This window comes from Lihuaxuella thermophila (assembly GCF_900110165.1).
Lineage (GTDB): Bacteria > Bacillota > Bacilli > Thermoactinomycetales > Thermoactinomycetaceae > Lihuaxuella > Lihuaxuella thermophila.
The window spans coordinates 35,877-52,253 of record NZ_FOCQ01000013.1 but is presented as its reverse complement, the minus strand read 5'-3'; the positions used below and the strand labels follow the sequence as shown (position 1 = coordinate 52,253).

General features: G+C 50.2%; 15 protein-coding genes and 1 pseudogene. 5 read left to right on the top strand and 11 right to left on the bottom strand.

Annotated features, from left to right (window positions below):
* Nucleotides 1-58: 58 nt before the first annotated feature.
* Entirely contained in the window at nt 59-1,270 is a 1,212-nt protein-coding gene (locus BMW55_RS14165; protein WP_089970614.1) for an MFS transporter, read from the bottom strand.
* Between the two features lie 150 nt (nt 1,271-1,420).
* On the opposite strand from BMW55_RS14165, the gene BMW55_RS14160 reads away from it, so the two are divergent.
* Both BMW55_RS14160 and BMW55_RS14155 read left to right on the top strand, forming a co-directional pair.
* The gene (locus BMW55_RS14160) at nt 1,421-2,176 is read left to right on the top strand and encodes a mechanosensitive ion channel family protein (protein WP_244527573.1); all 756 of its coding nucleotides are present in this window, start codon (nt 1,421-1,423) and stop codon (nt 2,174-2,176) included.
* Nucleotides 2,177-2,275: 99 nt separating this feature from the next.
* Nucleotides 2,276-2,491, top strand: coding sequence for a YhzD family protein (locus BMW55_RS14155; RefSeq protein ID WP_089970611.1), 216 nt, complete (start codon nt 2,276-2,278; stop codon nt 2,489-2,491).
* A gap of 55 nt (nt 2,492-2,546) precedes the next feature.
* Here BMW55_RS14155 and BMW55_RS14150 read toward each other — a convergent pair whose 3' ends face one another.
* The 5 genes and pseudogenes from BMW55_RS14150 to BMW55_RS14130 all read right to left on the bottom strand — a co-directional run bounded on the left by BMW55_RS14150 (nt 2,547) and on the right by BMW55_RS14130 (nt 9,981).
* On the bottom strand, nt 2,547-4,490 hold the full coding sequence (locus BMW55_RS14150) for a heavy metal translocating P-type ATPase (RefSeq protein ID WP_244527572.1): 1,944 nt from the start codon (nt 4,488-4,490) through the stop codon (nt 2,547-2,549).
* Between the two features lie 292 nt (nt 4,491-4,782).
* The gene (locus BMW55_RS14145) at nt 4,783-6,879 is read right to left on the bottom strand and encodes a thioredoxin domain-containing protein (RefSeq protein WP_170839952.1); all 2,097 of its coding nucleotides are present in this window, start codon (nt 6,877-6,879) and stop codon (nt 4,783-4,785) included.
* A 219-nt stretch (nt 6,880-7,098) separates the two neighbouring features.
* Complete coding sequence (locus tag BMW55_RS14140; RefSeq protein WP_089970872.1) at nt 7,099-8,592, bottom strand: flavin monoamine oxidase family protein; 1,494 nt, start codon at nt 8,590-8,592, stop codon at nt 7,099-7,101.
* Between the two features lie 244 nt (nt 8,593-8,836).
* Nucleotides 8,837-9,552: pseudogene (locus BMW55_RS14135) on the bottom strand (DODA-type extradiol aromatic ring-opening family dioxygenase).
* Between the two features lie 60 nt (nt 9,553-9,612).
* Entirely contained in the window at nt 9,613-9,981 is a 369-nt protein-coding gene (locus BMW55_RS14130; RefSeq protein ID WP_089970608.1) for a DoxX family protein, read from the bottom strand.
* A 664-nt stretch (nt 9,982-10,645) separates the two neighbouring features.
* Between BMW55_RS14130 and BMW55_RS14125 the strand changes: the two genes are divergently transcribed.
* Entirely contained in the window at nt 10,646-11,056 is a 411-nt protein-coding gene (locus BMW55_RS14125) for a nuclear transport factor 2 family protein (protein ID WP_089970606.1), read from the top strand.
* Between the two features lie 182 nt (nt 11,057-11,238).
* On the opposite strand, the gene BMW55_RS14120 is transcribed toward BMW55_RS14125, so the two are convergent.
* Nucleotides 11,239-11,799: a GNAT family N-acetyltransferase gene (locus BMW55_RS14120; RefSeq protein ID WP_170839951.1), complete on the bottom strand. Its 561-nt coding sequence runs from the start codon at nt 11,797-11,799 to the stop codon at nt 11,239-11,241.
* A gap of 177 nt (nt 11,800-11,976) precedes the next feature.
* Between BMW55_RS14120 and BMW55_RS19040 the strand changes: the two genes are divergently transcribed.
* The gene (locus BMW55_RS19040) at nt 11,977-12,207 is read left to right on the top strand and encodes a hypothetical protein (protein ID WP_139179505.1); all 231 of its coding nucleotides are present in this window, start codon (nt 11,977-11,979) and stop codon (nt 12,205-12,207) included.
* Between the two features lie 120 nt (nt 12,208-12,327).
* On the opposite strand, the gene BMW55_RS14115 is transcribed toward BMW55_RS19040, so the two are convergent.
* The 3 genes from BMW55_RS14115 to BMW55_RS19490 form a co-directional block, all read right to left on the bottom strand.
* The gene (locus BMW55_RS14115; protein ID WP_244527571.1) at nt 12,328-13,236 is read right to left on the bottom strand and encodes an RNA polymerase sigma-70 factor; all 909 of its coding nucleotides are present in this window, start codon (nt 13,234-13,236) and stop codon (nt 12,328-12,330) included.
* Nucleotides 13,193-14,542, bottom strand: coding sequence for a phytoene desaturase family protein (locus BMW55_RS14110; protein ID WP_170839950.1), 1,350 nt, complete (start codon nt 14,540-14,542; stop codon nt 13,193-13,195). The genes BMW55_RS14115 and BMW55_RS14110 overlap by 44 nt, the downstream gene beginning before the upstream one ends.
* Nucleotides 14,543-14,653: 111 nt before the next feature.
* On the bottom strand, nt 14,654-14,818 hold the full coding sequence (locus BMW55_RS19490; protein ID WP_170839949.1) for a hypothetical protein: 165 nt from the start codon (nt 14,816-14,818) through the stop codon (nt 14,654-14,656).
* A gap of 210 nt (nt 14,819-15,028) precedes the next feature.
* Here BMW55_RS19490 and BMW55_RS14105 point away from each other — a divergent pair, with 210 nt between their 5' ends.
* Nucleotides 15,029-15,781: an arginase family protein gene (locus BMW55_RS14105; RefSeq protein WP_244527570.1), complete on the top strand. Its 753-nt coding sequence runs from the start codon at nt 15,029-15,031 to the stop codon at nt 15,779-15,781.
* Nucleotides 15,782-16,079: 298 nt separating this feature from the next.
* On the opposite strand, the gene BMW55_RS14100 is transcribed toward BMW55_RS14105, so the two are convergent.
* Nucleotides 16,080-16,292 (bottom strand): hypothetical protein, encoded by a 213-nt coding sequence (locus BMW55_RS14100; RefSeq protein WP_089970596.1) that lies wholly within the window; start codon nt 16,290-16,292, stop codon nt 16,080-16,082.
* Between the last annotated feature and the right edge of the window lie 85 nt (nt 16,293-16,377).

Below are 16,377 nucleotides of genomic sequence, written 5' to 3'. Positions count from 1 at the left end.
CACTTTCAGCCCTCAACCAGAAATTCAGCCAGTTTCAGCCCGGCCGGCCATGAACCCATCAGACGGCAGGTTTCGTTGTTGGCTTCTTCTTTTCCGCCGTATTCTCCCTCACGCGGTAAAGGCTCGCCAGCAGAACGAAGCAAAGCAAAGAGAATGCAAGAAAATAGAATAAGGATTTACCACCTGTCCATTGAATGAGCAGTCCCCCCACATAGGGCCCTAAAATGCTTCCGACACTAAAATGCACGGAGGCGACAGCATTGGCTGTCGGTAAATGGGAAGGAGGCAACAAATCGGTGAGATGGGCGAGCCCGAGCGAAAAGAGGGAGCCAACCAGACCGCCCGTCAACCCAAACGCGATGAACAACAGATACACATTGGGGATCAGCGAAGGGATCAGGCCCATTCCGATCGCGCCCAACAAGCATACACCCATCAGCAACTTTTTGCGCCCCATCTTATCCCCCAGGATCCCGAGCGGAACCTGAAAAGCCAGGCTCCCCCAGACAAATGCGGAGATCAAGACGGAAACCCAGGCTTTTGACATTCCTTCCCGCAGCCCGTAAACAGGGAAACTGCCGGCCAGAGCCGTTTCCAACAATCCGTACAACACGGCCGGGCACAACGCGATGAGCCCCACGCGGTAAATTTCGAAAATCCGGACAGACCCCGCCCGGTTTTTTCCCGTATGCCCTTCACCTGTCGACTCTGATCTCCATGCAGGTGAGTCCAGCTGTCCGGCAAAATAAAATGTCACCGCCAAAACGGCCAACAGTACCAAAAACGGAGCATAGAAACCCCATTGCAATAAGTTGATGCCGAGCGGGCCGATCCCAAAGCCCAGTCCATAGGCAAAGCCATATTGAGAAATGCGTTTCCCGCGTTCCTCAGCCGGTGCCGTCAGGGTAATCCAAAGCTGGGTGGCATAGTGAAGCAGACTGTCTCCCACTCCCACCCAAAAGCGCAGGAAACTCCACATCCAGATCCCGGTATACACCGGAAATAAAATGACGGCCACAGTGGTCACCCATAAACCCGCGATAATGGAACGTTTGTATCCCAACAGCTTCACAACGGGAGCGCAGAATGGAGACATGAGCAAAATCCCCGCATATAAGGCCGCAGCACTCAATCCGTTGTGGCTGGAACTGACACCCTGCTCCTCAAGCAAAGTCGTCAACAGCGGGATGAGCAGCCCTTGGGACATCCCGGCTACACCCACGATGAGCACGAGAATCCGAAACCGTTTCACAGACCACGTATGTACCATATCGGCTGCCCCCTGTTAGAAAAATCAAGTCTAGACCGATTATAGAACCTTTGCCAAATGGTCAGCAATACGAAATAATATGCTATAATCCACCTGACCGCAGATCATGGAACTTTTACCGATCATGAACATGGAGAGAGGAGTCAGCTGATGTTGCCGATTGTCCAATCCATTCTGACCAGCATCATCATCTTGGCCGTTGCCTTTGTGATCAACGGAATCGCTAAAAGACTGATCCGCCGGGTGATGACGAACAAGCGTCCGCCGGGCCAGGGAGAGCAGCACCGCATTCAGACTTTGCAAAGCTTGCTCACGAATTTGGCAAGTTACACCATCTTTTTTATTACCATCGTCGCCATTTTAGGTGAATTCAACATCAATGCCTCGGCCATCATCGCAAGCGCCGGGATCATCGGCCTGGCCATCGGGTTTGGGGCGAAGGATTTGGTCAGCGATCTCGTCACCGGATTTTTCGTGTTGATGGAAAACCAGATCAATGTAGGCGAACGCGTAACCGTAAACGGTTTTTCCGGAACCGTCGAAGATGTGGGTTTGCGCGTGCTCAAGATTCGGGCCGATAACGGAGATCTTCACTTCATCCCCAACCGGGACATCAAAGCCTTGACCAACCATTCCCGCGGTCTCAGGCAGGCGGAAGTGGATATTCCGATCCCGGCCGAGGCGGATATCGAACGGGCGATCGAAGTATTGCAAAAAGAGTGTGAGCAACTGGCCAAGCGCCTGACAGGGGTTGTGGAAGGGCCGAAAGTTTTGGGCGTACAAAATATCGGCGGCAGCGAAGCCGTCATCCGCGTGCTGGTTCGTACGGAAAACGGGCAGCAAGCGGAAGTGGAACGGGAACTCCGAAAGGACTTGAAAAAAGCCTTGGACCATGCGGAATTATAAATGTGTTGCCGCAGGAAAAGCATGGAAGGCGAAATGTTGCAAAAATGACTATAATAAAATCATTAGGAAATCATGACTCTTTTATTGAGGTGAACTGTGATGTATCATATGACCGTGTATGATGAAAACGGCAACAAGCTCTACGATGAACCCATCTCCGCCCAAACAGATGAAGAGGCGAAAAAAATCGGATATGCCTGGCTGGCGAAACATGGTCACGAAACAAAACCGCACCGCATTTTCCATACCACCGGCCGCCTCGTCTCCTTCAAACCCCATCAATTCGATCTGAAGAGAGGCAAAGCGACGTTATAATCAAAGATCGAGCCCGGAACGTTACATTTTCCGGGCTCCTTTTTCCGCTTCACTTTTATCTCAACAGCCGCAAACCGTTTAAAATCACTAAGATCGTGCTTCCCTCATGTCCCACCACTCCGTACGGCAATGAGACGGCTTGCGAAAAGTTGAGCGTGATCAAGAGGACGATCACCGACAGAGCAAACCAGACATTTTGTTTTACCACCCGCTTCATGCGTTTCCCCAGTTGAATCGCATGGGAAACCTTCTCCAGATCGTCATTCATCAGCACCACGTCAGCGGTTTCCAAGGCCACATCGCTGCCCGCTCCTCCCATGGCAATCCCGACATGAGCGACGGCCAGCGCGGGCGCGTCATTCACTCCATCGCCGATCATCGCCACTTTGCCCGCGGTTTGCCCCAGTTGTTCAATCTTTTTCACTTTATCTTCCGGGAGAAGCCCGCTGTAGACCCGATCAATCCCCGCTTCCCGGCCAATCGCTTCCGCTGTGATGCGCTGGTCCCCCGTCAGCATCGCCACTTGTATCCCCATTCGCTTCAACTGTTGAATGGCCCGGCAGGCTTCAGGGCGAATCTCATCGCGCAGCGCGATCAATCCGACGATCTTCCCTGCTTTCTCTGCGAGCACCACCGTTTTTCCTTCCCGCTCCAATCTGGCCGCATCTTGCCGGATCGTCCCGTCCATCGATGGAAACATCCCCGGTTTTCCAATTTTCCAAAGCGCTCCGTCATATTCCGCTTCCACTCCCCATCCGGACATTGCCCGTAACCCGGAAGGACGGGTGAGGGGGAGATTCATCTGCTTCGCTTTCTCCACAATCGCTTTTCCAACGGGATGTTCAGACAGCGTTTCAATCGAGCCGGCAGCCTGCAGCAGCTCCTCCCCGTTCATTTCTCCGTATCCGGTCCAGTCGGTCACTTGAAGCTGCCCTTTCGTGAGTGTTCCTGTTTTATCAAATGCGACCACTTGAATATCGGCGAGCGCTTCCAGCTGGATTCCGCTTTTGAACAGCACTCCTTTGCGTGCCCCGTTGGAAATCGCCGAAAGAATGGCCGGCATGATGGAAGCCACCAGGGCGCACGGAGAAGCCACCACCAGAAACACCATCGCCCGGTACAATGACTCTGTCCAGCTCCAGTTCAGGAGGACCGGAGGCAACACGATGAGGAGCAGGGTGGCCAGAAGAATCACTTTGGCATACCCTTTTTCCAGTCGATCGATGCGATGCTGGCTTTTTGGCACCCGGGTGCGGGATTCCTCAATTAAACGGATGATCTTGGAAAACAAACTGTTCTCACCCGTACGCTTCGCCTCGACAATTAAGGAACCGGACCCATTCACCGTACCCGCATACACGTCATCTCCCGCGCATTTATCCACAGGCAGCGACTCACCGGTAATCGCCGCCTGGTTCACCGCAGAGCCCCCTTCCCGGATGATTCCGTCAACAGGAATCCGCTCTCCCGGCTTGACCACCACCCGATCACCCGCTTGCAACTCTTCAACGGGAACCAGCTTTTCTTCTCCCGTCTCCGTGTAGAGCCGGGCCGTGTCCGGCTTCATCTCCATCAAAGCGGACAAATCCCGTTCGCTTTTGGCCATGGTATAGGTTTCCAAGGCCCCGCTCACGGAAAAGATAAAGATCAACAAGCCTCCTTCGGTCCAATAACCGATCGCAGCCGCACCGATCGCCGCCAACAGCATCAGCAGGTTGACATCCAATTCCTTCTCCCGCACAAGCGTGGCCAGCCCTTCTTTTGCCTTCACAAATCCCCCGGCTGCGTAGGCGATCAGATAAAGAGGAATCGCCATCGCAGAAAATCGATCCTCCAAGATCCAGGCCAACAAAATCAGTCCCCCACTCACGAGAGCAGCCGCCATTTCGCCATGACGCTTGAACCATGCCGACAGATCGGAAGTTTTTTGCGGTTGAGACGGTGTTTTCCCCATCTTTTCTATACCCTCATTTTTCCACATCGCCATCGATGCGCTCATTTCTCCTCACCCGTTTCTACATGAGAATAATGATCATTTTTAATCCCCTAATAACGGCGGATGCGACTCCGACCGGAGCCGCATTGATAATGATTCTTATTTTTGTTCAAGGCAACTATCTTTGTTTAGAGAAACATTTTTATAATAATTATAATATAAGAATCAATATTGTAAATACCTATTGCAAAAAAAAGAAGCGGAATTTTTATCCGCTTCAGCCGCATGGAAACAATTTCCGGTTCCCTATGGTTTCTTCAGGTTCACCCGAAACTCTCCCCTTCAGATCCGCTTGTCATCCTGTCCGTATCTCCAATTGTCTCTTCAATTCCTCCACATCAGTAATCGGCGCCTGGCAAGCATAATTCTCGCAAAGATAGACGGTCGCTTTGCTGTCTGTTCCCGCCGCTTTTTCATCCGCATCGGGAATCCAGAATTTCATCGTGTTCACATCATCCCCCTGCGGAACCATGGCGATAACCGCATCCGGCAGATAAGCCCGCTGCACCACGCGAATCATCTCTTTGGTACTGACATCATTCGGTTCGCCGACAATCACGATTTCCTTGCTCGGCCCGAGGGCAAACTGCATCGCCAGCAGGAAGAAAGAATGGGAAATCGGCGAAGAGGCGACCGACTTGGCAAACGCTTTTAACTGCTTGTCCGCTTCCTGTATAAACCGTTCATCCGAGGTGAGCTTGGCCAGCCGGATCAGGTTGTATGCGGCCACCGAATTTCCGGACGGCACAGCTCCGTCATAAATCTCCTTCGGCCGGGAGAATAGCTCTTCCCCGTCTTTTCCGTAGAAATAAAGCCCCCCCTCTTCGGGATCGCCAAACAATTCCAGCATCTCCTTGGTGAGATCAATCGCCTGGTGCAGGTATTCCGCCCGGAAGGTGGCTTCATACAACTCCATCAATCCCCAGGACAGAAACGCATAGTCGTCTAAATAGCCGAGATAGGCGGATTCCCCGTCCCGGTAGCGCACCAGCAAACGCCCGTCTTCTCTCCGCAATTTGCGGTTGATAAACTGAACCGCCTCCGAAGCCGCTTCGATATATTCCGTTTCGCCCAATACCCTGAACCCGCGGGCCAAGGCGGCAATCATCAACCCGTTCCAGGATGTGAGAATCTTATCGTCCTTGAGCGGATGAACCCGTTTGGCCCTGGCTGTAAACAGCTTCTCCCTTGCATCTTCCAATCTTTTTTCGAGCTCTTCCAGGGTCAGCTTCCGCTCACGCGCAATCTCTTCCAGCGAAACATGAATTTGATTCAAGATACTGGTGTGATCTTCAAAGTTCCCTTCCCCGGTCACATCATAGCAAGCGCAGAACAGTTCCCCTTCCTCCTGGCCGAGCACCTCTACAATCTGCTCCGGAGTCCAGACGTAAAACTTGCCTTCCACCCCTTCCGAGTCGGCATCCTCCGCTGAATAGAAGCCGCCTTCCGGAGAGGTCATGTCCCTGAGCACATATTTGAAAATCTCCCTGGCCGTTTGCGCGTATTTTTCATCCCGGGTGGCTTGATACCCCTCCAGATAAGCCAGGGCAAGCAGGGCATTGTCGTAAAGCATCTTTTCAAAGTGGGGAACCAGCCATTCCCTGTCCACCGAGTAACGGGCAAAGCCGTATCCCACATGGTCATAAATGCCTCCCCGCCGCATGCAGTCCAGCGTATGCGTCACCATGTGGAGAGCTTCTTCCTCCCCGTTCTGTTTCCAGTACCTCAGCAGAAATAGGAGATCATGCGGACGCGGAAATTTCGGCGCATCCCCGAAACCTCCGAAAAGATCGTCAAACTGCCGGGCAAACTGTTCAAACGCATGATCCAGCACACCCGCCTCGAGCTCTCCCTCTGCCACCGGATTGAGATAGCCCCTGACTGCTTCCACCACCCGGTTGCCCATCTCATCCGCCTTGCCCCGTTCCGATTTCCACAGCCCGACGATTTTATGTAACAGCTTGATCAAACCCGTGCGCCCGTACCGGTCTTCCTTGGGAATATAGGTGCCGGCAAAAAACGGTTTCTTCTCCGGAGTCATGATGATCGTCAACGGCCAACCCCCGTGGCCGGTCATCGCCTGACACACGGTCATGTACACATGATCCACATCCGGCCGTTCCTCGCGGTCCACTTTGACGGACACAAAGTGCTCATTCAGGATGGCCGCCACTTCATCATCTTCAAACGATTCCCGCTCCATCACATGACACCAATGGCATGAACTGTAGCCAATCGACAGAAAGACCGGTTTATCTTCTTTTTTTGCCTTCTCAAACGCCTCTTCCGTCCACGGATACCAGTCGACCGGATTGTAGGCGTGTTGCAGGAGGTAAGGCGATTTTTCGTTGATCAGACGGTTGGGTTTCCGATCCGCATGTTGTATCTTCATTCGTTTTCCCCTTCCAGTATTTTCTTTGGTTAGTATACACAAAAAAAGCGATGGATAAGTAGTGTAAAAAGATACTTCTGATCCCGTTCCATGAGTTGAATCTTCAATTCGGAGCGGTATCAGCAAAAAAGACGGCTATTTAACCGTCTCGTATGTGTAATCTTTTAAAATATATCCCCAGACCCTTTTGTTCAAACCGGAGAAATTACCGGACTCCATTCATTTCCCGGCGGAGATGAACTTGGGAATGTCATTCACTTCAAAGGCGACGCGGATCCCCGACTCGATCGCGCTCTGAATCCAGCCGTGGATTTCCGAGGTGTGTTCGCCCGCAAAATGAACCCTTCCTTCCGGTGAAGCGATACGGTGGCCGAAATCCGTCCGCTGCCCCGGTTTGAAGATGGTGAACGCGCCGGCGGAGTAGGGCCAAGTGGTCCAACTGTGGTAAACTCCCGTCTGAAAGTGGCGAAAGACCTGTTTTCCGTGAATGACGGACAATTGTCTCAAGGCTTCTTCGATGCTTCGTTTTTTTCCCTTGCTCTCCCAAAGCAATGAATCATCTTCCCAGGTGTAACTGGCCAACATCACGCCGGGCCCGGGTTCGCCGATGCCATGGCTGGGATAATAGGCGAAACGGATGGGAAGGTCGGTGATCGTTTTTCCGCCGCGCATGCCATGTTTTTCCCAAAACTTGGTTTTGAACTGGATTCCGATTTTATCCGACTGGACGTAATGAAGTTCGCGAATCGCTTGCCATTTGTCGCGGCTGAAAGACTCCCGGGGTTCCACCTGCACGAATTGCATCAACGTGAGCGGAATGGTGATGATCGCCAGGTCGGCCGTCAGTTGCAACGGCTTCCTGGTGACGGTATGGATCGCGTGAAGCGTCACGCTGTCCCGGTGCTGCACAATCTTTTTCAACTCGTGCCGGAAAAGGATATTCTCTTTCAACTGCGGCAAAAAAGATCGGGGTAGCCGCTCGTTGCCGCCCTCCACTTCATAGAAGCGGATATCGGGATTGAAAATGATATCCACGATATCCCGGAAAATTTCCGAGAACGAAAGTTCGGGAAACCCCTCCACACCCATCAGGACTTTCAACTTTTCAAGAGCGCCCCGAGACAACGATTTCCCGACCGGATTGTTCAGCAAAAAGGTTTCAAATGAATAATGGTCGTAGTTTCTGGCCACGATATCCCAATTCCGTTCCGGATCTTCCCGGATAAAGTCGACGATGGGCCGGACCGCTTCCTCCAGGAGCTGCTCCACCGTCTTGCCCCTTTCGTGGGGAGCGACCGGGTAGCGCAGGATATCCGGATTGCGTTGGTACACATGGGCGCGGGTTTTCACTCCGTTCACATAATGAATGTCGTTGGGAATGGCATTGATGAACTCATTCAGGGGCAACCGGAATTTGCGGATATAATCCAAGGTCAGATGGTGCGTATTGGGAATACGCATCGCTCCCGCTTCCAAATACCCTCCATGGGTGAACGGAGAACGAATGGAGTAAACGCGCCCTCCCACCCGATCCGACGCCTCCAGGATTTTCACTTCATGTCCTGCTTTCTTCAACAGCGACGCGGCGACCAGACCGGCCATGCCCGCCCCCACAACGATAATCTTTTTGGGGAACGCCGTTTTCTTCAGACCGTTTCGAATCGCCTCCCTCATTTGACCAAGGGTTAATCGCATGGCTCTCTCATGGGTCATCAGCATCCTTTGCCCACTCTCCATCCGAAAAAATGGCATCATGCACATCGTCATCCTATTCATTGGGCGGATGCCCTGTGAATATTAATTTAGAAAAATCTTAAAATTTTTTTGCCGCTATTTTTCGGATTCAGCCCTTACGTGTGGATCCACGGATGATTTGTGAAGGAATCGAATTCTTATAAGTCTCCTTCTTTCACAGCAGCGTGAAAAAGAAGCCCCCGCTTCTTTGGCGGGGGAGCGTTCAAAATTCGAAACACAAATTGCTCAATGTACCAAATTCATACGATCGATGAATGACAATCGGGGTCCTGCTTTGATCACCACTGCCCATGGCCAGAAAGAGCGGAACGAAGTGTTCGGCTCTCGGAACTGCCAGCCGGGCATGGGGAGCCAGTTCCAGATAACGATCCAACGAGTCGATATCCCGTTTTTGTACCATTTCAATGATCCAATCATCAAATTGTATCGCTTCAGGTTTTGGTTCCTCAGCGTCGGGAAAAAGCCAGCGAAGATTGTGCACGGTTGTTCCGTTGCCGATGACCAGAATATCTTCCGATCCGAGACCTTTTAGCGCCCTGCCAATATTGTACTGTTCCTTGGGTGACAGGAAAGGATGGACGGATAATTGAATGACAGGGATGTCAGCGTCTGGATACATATGCCGCAATGCGACCCATGATCCAATCCCCGCTTTTCTTCCCTTCTTGTTTTGATCCCGTAACGATCGAACCGATCTTCGAGGATCTCCGCAATTTTGACAGAACCTTTTGCCGGGTATTTCACCCGGTACATCTCTTCCGGAAAACCGTAATAGTCATAGACCGTATCAAGAACATCATCCGTATACGTCAACGAAAGAGTCTCGCTTTCCCAGTGTGCGCTGAATATCGCAATCGCTTTGGGTTTGAACCGTTGGCCCAATTGGTGAAGGAAGCGTGAATATTCATTTTGCTGCACAGCCAGATAAGGCGAACCGTGACCGATAAATAAAGCCGGAACCACTCGAAAACCTCCTATTTATTGCCGGGTATCAACCTGTTTTGCCGGCTTTCTCTTCACAACAGTTATGGCAAGGATCACGAAAAGGACAATGGGCATGAGCAGCGCCGCAAATTCACCGTTAAGCAAATGGGTTCCAACCGCTCCAACCATAACGGCCGCCAACAAAGCAGCAGCATAGAAAGATGTTTTCCGGAAGATCAGACCGGCTCCGCCCACAAGTTCTGCCAAACCGATCAACACCCGGAACCAATCAGGAAATCCGTATTTCTGAAACGAAGTAACCGCTTGCTCGGCCCCTGACAGCTTGAAAAAACCGTTCATCACAAAAAACAAACCCACGACGACCAGAAGTACCTTGCCTGCAATGTTCAGACCTTTATTCATGTCCAATTGACCTTCCTTTCATAAGTGATTTATGAATAACCAGACTACTGAAAGCACGTATTGAAGCATTGAAAAGAAAAAGCTGATTGGCAAGTTCGGTTTCACCTTACTTACTTTCTGTAATAAAAATATATAATAGTAACTAACATATTTCAAGTAACTTTTATAAATATAACCATGATCAAATCAGAGGGATTTATCCGTTTGAAACAACAAAAGAAATGCCCTGTTAACGAAGCAATGGAGATAGCAGGAAAGAAATGGTAATTATGATTTTGTTTCAACTTCGATCCGGACCGAACTTTTTGTCAGTTGGAAGGGGATACCCGTATGAGCGGCCGTCTTCTGTCTGAGTGATTAAAGGAGCTCGAAGCTGCCGAAATGGTCACCCGTATAATTGATCCTGAAGTCCCCCAGTCGAATATAACTGACGGAAATAGGCAGAGAAGTTGAACCGATCATGAGGGAAATCGGTCCGTGGGCATCCAAATGGCCGGGCTGATACCCGGAAACAGCCCATCGTCATAAAAAGCTTGATTGCCGGCTCTTACACAAGTACGATAATCAAACTAAACAGAAAAGTGTCATAAACTTCCAAGTAGGCACATGAGAATGATATTATTCATTGGAGAGGGGCAAAAAGGCACGATCAAGGAGGAAAACAATGGGCAGCATCAATCCCGAATACACAGACCTGCAGATTACATGCGCTGAAGATTGTGGGAATGCACCTAAAAAGAAGGTTCTGAAAGAATTCAACATAGCTTTTGTACAAAGGGATATTGGCTTTATTACTGAACATATTGCGGACAATCTATTGTGGAATTTAGCAGGCAGCAAACAGATCCAAGGGAAAGATCGGTTTGTCGACGCTCTTCAACAAATGATGGTTCACAGAGCCACAGAATTATCGATCAGCAACATCATCACGCACGGGAACACCGGTTCTGTGAATGGTGTATTTAAAATGGAAAATAAAAGAGAATTTGCTTTTTGTCATGTATACCGCTTCAGCAGTGCAGGCAAAAACGCAAAAGTAAAAGAAATAACTTCGTATATCATTGAAGTATCCTAAGCAGTTTTTCGATTTTGTCAGATTTCCGTTACTTGCGTACCCCTGCTTTTTCTCCGTGAACAGCACTGATTTCATCGTCGCGTTGTTTTACACATTGTCACCGGTAGCAGGAAAGGGAGGATCGACTGAACCATCCGGCGGGTCATGTATGATGAGTGCCAACCGTAATCCGGGAGTCCCAATCAAGTGCCCTGTCTGGTCAGCTCCCACTTCTGCATGTTGTCTTCTACAACTGTGCGCTGCATGTTGAGCTTTTCAAGAACGCGCACGGAAGGTGCGTGATCGGGCAGACATTCGGCGATCACTTTCTTGACAGCAGAATGGGAAAAGGCCCAATTGATCAGCAGTCCCGCAGCTTCTGTAGCGTATCCGTTGTTGCGGTAGGAGGGAATAATGCCGTAGCCGATTTCAACGGTCCCGGATTCGTCCGGCTTTCCTTTAAATCCCATATCTCCCACTACCGTATTCTCTTTCTGATGAATAGCGATCCAGATTCCCCAGCCTAGCATCTCCGGATCAGCTTCCAAGCTGCTCAAATACAACGGAACAATGTCTTTCGTATCCTGTGTCGGCCATTCTGATGGTACTTTTGCTCCCAGTAGACGGCTCAATTGATCTCTGTCTTCATCGAAGATAAGCTTGGCAATCCGGACCGAACACGGAATCAATTTTATACGTTTTCCTTTCAGTATTATTTTTCTTTCCCTCATTTCGCACTGGTGCTGTACTGTGCAGAACTCCAACGACTTCCACATCCTCTACTTTTAACTGTAACGGAACAAGGCATCGTAGCACAACCCTTTTATACTGAAATTTCAATCAATTATATCTATTTTGCTCGTTTGCCATTCATTTTGGATATCAACTCAGAAGATCATGAGAAGAAACTCTTCCTCTCGCGATTAACGATGTTGACCGGCTTGCAACATAAAAATTGGAAAACGCTCAAAGAACCGATTATGCCTACTAGGCCGGTCCGCATCATCCGTCATCAAGACAATAATCCCTACCGGTTAACAAACAACCCGGCCCACTCCGGAATGGAGCATGCCGGGTCCGACTGCGAAGGGGTACTAGTCTGGCAACTCATTCACTTCATGGGCGGGAATACGTATATCCAGACAATCATCGTCCGGATCCGTTGGTGCTGATATCGATTCTTCTTCCGTGAAGAAAAATTCATTTTCTGTTGCCTCGCGGGGATGTTTTGGTTCGTGCATGGAAACCCTTCCTTTCTCCGATGATTTTTAGTTTTGCCGGAAAGTCGGGTTTCATGTTGATTTTTTTCTTGTCATTCCGATATGATTGCGGATGTGATGCAGTTTATCCGGATTTCGAACAATATAGATCGCTTCAATTTTTTGGTCGGTAAATTTGCAGCACAGGGTGCTGTCCAGCTCCTCACCCCGAAACAAGAGCAATCCGGGGGTGCCATTCAGGTTGACGATGACAGAATGGTCCAGCTTCGAATTTTTGCTGTATACACCTTGCAAAAACAGTAACACCCGGTTGGACGATTGGATGGGATTGATGGCTGCTTTGACTTTGCCCCCACCGTCCGTATAGAGAATCACATCCTTGGAAAGAAGGCGGAGCATCGCTTCTTTGTCTCCTGCTTGGATCGCTTGGACAAAGCGTTCCAAAATCCCTTTGTGTTGTTTGTAATTCGCGGACGGTTCGGGATCGCGGGCATCCAGCTTTTGCTTGGCCCGGCTGAAAATCTTGCGGCAATTCTCTTCACTTTTCTCCACGATTTCGGCAATTTCCCGGTAATCGAATTGAAACACTTCGCGCAAAACAAATACAGCCCGTTCCGTCGCGGTAAGGCGTTCCATCAGGACGAGATAGGCGATGCTGAGGTATTCACGGGTTAACACTCTTCGATCGGGTCTCTCGGTTTCTTCATCGATGATGATGGGTTCGGGGAGCCAGGGACCCATGTAGCTCTCCCTTTGTTTGCGGGCTGATTTCAAGTAGTCGAGGCATCGGTTGGTAATCATCTTGCACAAATAGGCTTTTACATCCTCAACCTGTCCCCGCTTCACTTTTTCACAAGAAATGAAGATTTCATGCACCATATCTTCCGCATCCGTCACACTGCCCAGCAGTCGGTAAGCAAGGGAAAACAGTAGGGGTTTATAGGTTTGATAGAATGTCGGTGTGATCTCTATGAAGCTCACCCTCTTTCCATTCATGCTGAATCAGCTGCGCGGCCGCTCTTTTTGCGCTGCTGATGGCAGCATCTGCGAGCAACCCGTCTTTGCCCAACCAATCCCCGGCGAGAAACAGACCCGGGATCCCGGGAACGATGGTGCTCTCCTGATCCAACCGCCCGGCTCTCAGGGGGGTGATCAATCCGTGTGAAGCCCTGATTCGCGGCAGATATCTCATGGTGATCAACTCCTGTTGCCAGCCCGGCTGAATGAGGTTGAAAAACTCTTCCAGCTCCCGTTTGGGTTGATTCGCATCCGCTTCTTCCCGTGAACTACAATATTTATAGAGATGAATGACTACATGATCCGGGTTTTCCGTGAGGCGGGCCACTCTGGAATGATTGGAATAATAGTAGGGTTGTTCCAGATGAAGAGCAAAGGAAAGCTCCGGACGGGGCAACCGCCGCAATGCCAGGTCGAGACAAGCTCCCTCAATGGGGATGAGCTCCTCTTTCAAGGCAGCCAGGCCGGTTTTGTCTGCTTCCTCAACCATTTGAAACGTTTCAGCGGGGCTCGCTGTGGAAATCACATATTTAGTCCGGATTTTGATGTCATCGGCGAGTCTCACTACCATTTCCGGATAAGCCCCACGGATCTCAGCCACCTTTGCCCCCGAACAGATCCGTACCCCGGCCTGAATCGCTTTTTCCTGCAAACTTTGAATCAGCGTTTGCCAGCCTCCGTGAAGATAGAGCACACCGTCGGAAGCCATTTGCAATTGCCGGATTACAATCCCCGCACTCACGAGTTCCGGTTCATTCGTATAAGTGGCCAGGCGGCAAAGAGTAAGGAAAAACTTCTTTACTTTTTCATATTGGATCTGTTCACCGATCCACTCTTCCAAACTGATGCCATACAGCTGTGTATAATCCGTCTTATAAAGGCGTTGAAGAAAGCTTCCCAGCTCTTTTTTCTCCTGCCAGGCAAACAGTTTGGATGTGAACACGGAAGCCGGAGAGAGAGGCATGGGATGAATCGTTCCTTCATAAACCAATTTACCGTTGATTTGAGGAGTTCCTCCCTGCGGTTCGATTCCGAGTTCAGACAGAATTTTCATGCCCGCCCCTTTTTTATAGAGGGCATGGGGGCCGAGATTAAACAAACAGCCGTTTTTGTCCTGGGTTTGAGCTCGCCCTCCCATACGGTCCGCCTTCTCGCACAGAAGCACCGATTTGCCGGAGCGCCCCAGAAATGTGGCAGCCGTCAGACCGGCCAATCCCCCGCCGACAATGACTGCATCCCACTTATGATCTTCTTCAAATAACCGTTTCATCATCATCCACTCCCAACTTCATTTTCACTCCCTATGACGATGAAACCGGCCGTTTTGTGACAAAAATCGACAGGGAACTGAACGAGCGGGGAAAAGAAACTCGAATCAATCTCAATCAAAAAAGATTCTCCCCATCCATTTGACGGGTAAGCGAATTCCTTTAAAGACAGCGTTTCCTATCATATGGATCAGTCCTTCTTCAACTGCATCCCGCACCCATTCCCTGATTCGCCCTCTTTCCAAATTCTTTTTATCTGATTTCTTTTGATCTTCCATGCTTCATTCTCCTTATGTAACCGAGTACTTTTTTGAGTAATCACCCGCTGGACTAAGAGCCAATTTTACCATTGTTCAGACTCTAACATGATGGAGATAGAACCCTTTGCATCCATTTGCTATCATGAATGTATAGACAAAGTTCATATCTGACACTTCATGAAAGGAAAACCTGATCCTCCATTTCGATTCTCGCAAGGAAAGGAATTGATGATCATGGGACTCCTTCATCATGACGTGACATTGCTGAACTTTGATGACGCTTATCTCTGGCAGCGCAAGCTGTCCGGCTTTGCCGGCGAGTGGATCGATCTTTCGGATGTCACCGAGGCCAACCTGTTTTGCGCCGACCGGGCGTTAACGGAAATCGGGAACAGGCTGTCCGGCCGCACCCGCCGCGGCATCACGTTTATCGGAAACGGAAATTATCACTATGTCACCTATCTTTTGCTCAGCGAGATCAACCGTCCGTTCAGCCTAATCTTATTCGACAACCATACGGATGCAAAGCTTCCGGGCGGCGTGCCGGGGTTGTTGTCTTGCGGATCGTGGGTGTCCGAAGCGGTCCTTCGCTTACCGCATCTCCGGCAGGCGGTGATCGTCGGTGTCAGCAGAGAGCAGAATCTCGGTCCCCTCGATACACAAAGTAAAATCGTTCTGTGGCCAAACGCAGGCGATGCGGAGAAGCTGCTTGCCGGAATCCCTACCGAAGACATTTACATCAGTATTGACAAAGACGTTCTGGATCGTGCGCATGCCGTCACCAACTGGGACCATGGAAATATGCATTTACGGGAACTGCTCAAAACCCTGCAGACGCTGATCCGGGAGAAAAACGTCCTCGGAATCGACATCTGCGGAGAACTGCCGCTGACGCCTGCCGACATCTGGCGTTACGCCGACCAAGTCCGGCTGAATGAACAAGCCAATCTGGCCATCCTTCACTCGGTGCTGTGCGCCTGATCCGCTTATCGGATCGCTGGATTTCCGCTCACACCGACCGTGGGCGGGCCACCCCGATTGGCGGGAAATCTCCTCTACATAAACGTCCGGCCCGATTCTTAGCCGGTTTGGAAAACGATACCCGGTCCAAAAATGAGTATAAGTTCTTTTGTGGTTGGTGCTTATTCACGCCTGCCGGATCTGTACGAAAGAACGATGGAAAATGAACATCCTCCCCACAAAACCCTGAGAAAACAAAAAAGAGCTTTCGGTTTCATACCGAGAGCCCTGTCCAGACACAAGGAACTGAAGGGGTTATTCAGTGCAAAGGTTTATCGTCGTCTTCGTCATCCGGGGGAAACCCATATCCAAATTTTCGATAAATGTTTTCCACCTCGTTATGAATTCGAAGTGCTCGCTGCGCCAAGGCGATTTTAAGACGATCATCCAATTCTTTTAGTCGCTTTTCGAGGTTCGATTGCAGTTTATTCCTGGACCCTTTAACATTAGGGTTGGGCTTATGCGCACTCATTTTCGAACCTCCCTTAGTTAAGACCGGAATCGTTCCTTTGTCACCCGACCCGAACTCTTACACCGCTGCCGATGTTGACCGGAAA

Bases quoted from the DNA above. Each gene is read 5' to 3' on its own strand.
- BMW55_RS14165 (WP_089970614.1), bottom strand. From the start codon at position 1,270: ATGGTACATACGTGGTCTGTGAAACGGTTTCGGATTCTCGTGCTCATC.
- BMW55_RS14160 (WP_244527573.1), top strand. From the start codon at position 1,421: ATGTTGCCGATTGTCCAATCCATTCTGACCAGCATCATCATCTTGGCC.
- BMW55_RS14155 (WP_089970611.1), top strand. From the start codon at position 2,276: ATGTATCATATGACCGTGTATGATGAAAACGGCAACAAGCTCTACGAT.
- BMW55_RS14150 (WP_244527572.1), bottom strand. From the start codon at position 4,490: ATGAGCGCATCGATGGCGATGTGGAAAAATGAGGGTATAGAAAAGATG.
- BMW55_RS14145 (WP_170839952.1), bottom strand. From the start codon at position 6,879: ATGAAGATACAACATGCGGATCGGAAACCCAACCGTCTGATCAACGAA.
- BMW55_RS14140 (WP_089970872.1), bottom strand. From the start codon at position 8,592: ATGACCCATGAGAGAGCCATGCGATTAACCCTTGGTCAAATGAGGGAG.
- BMW55_RS14130 (WP_089970608.1), bottom strand. From the start codon at position 9,981: ATGAATAAAGGTCTGAACATTGCAGGCAAGGTACTTCTGGTCGTCGTG.
- BMW55_RS14125 (WP_089970606.1), top strand. From the start codon at position 10,646: ATGGGCAGCATCAATCCCGAATACACAGACCTGCAGATTACATGCGCT.
- BMW55_RS14110 (WP_170839950.1), bottom strand. From the start codon at position 14,542: ATGAAACGGTTATTTGAAGAAGATCATAAGTGGGATGCAGTCATTGTC.
- BMW55_RS19490 (WP_170839949.1), bottom strand. From the start codon at position 14,818: ATGGAAGATCAAAAGAAATCAGATAAAAAGAATTTGGAAAGAGGGCGA.
- BMW55_RS14105 (WP_244527570.1), top strand. From the start codon at position 15,029: ATGATCATGGGACTCCTTCATCATGACGTGACATTGCTGAACTTTGAT.
- BMW55_RS14100 (WP_089970596.1), bottom strand. From the start codon at position 16,292: ATGAGTGCGCATAAGCCCAACCCTAATGTTAAAGGGTCCAGGAATAAA.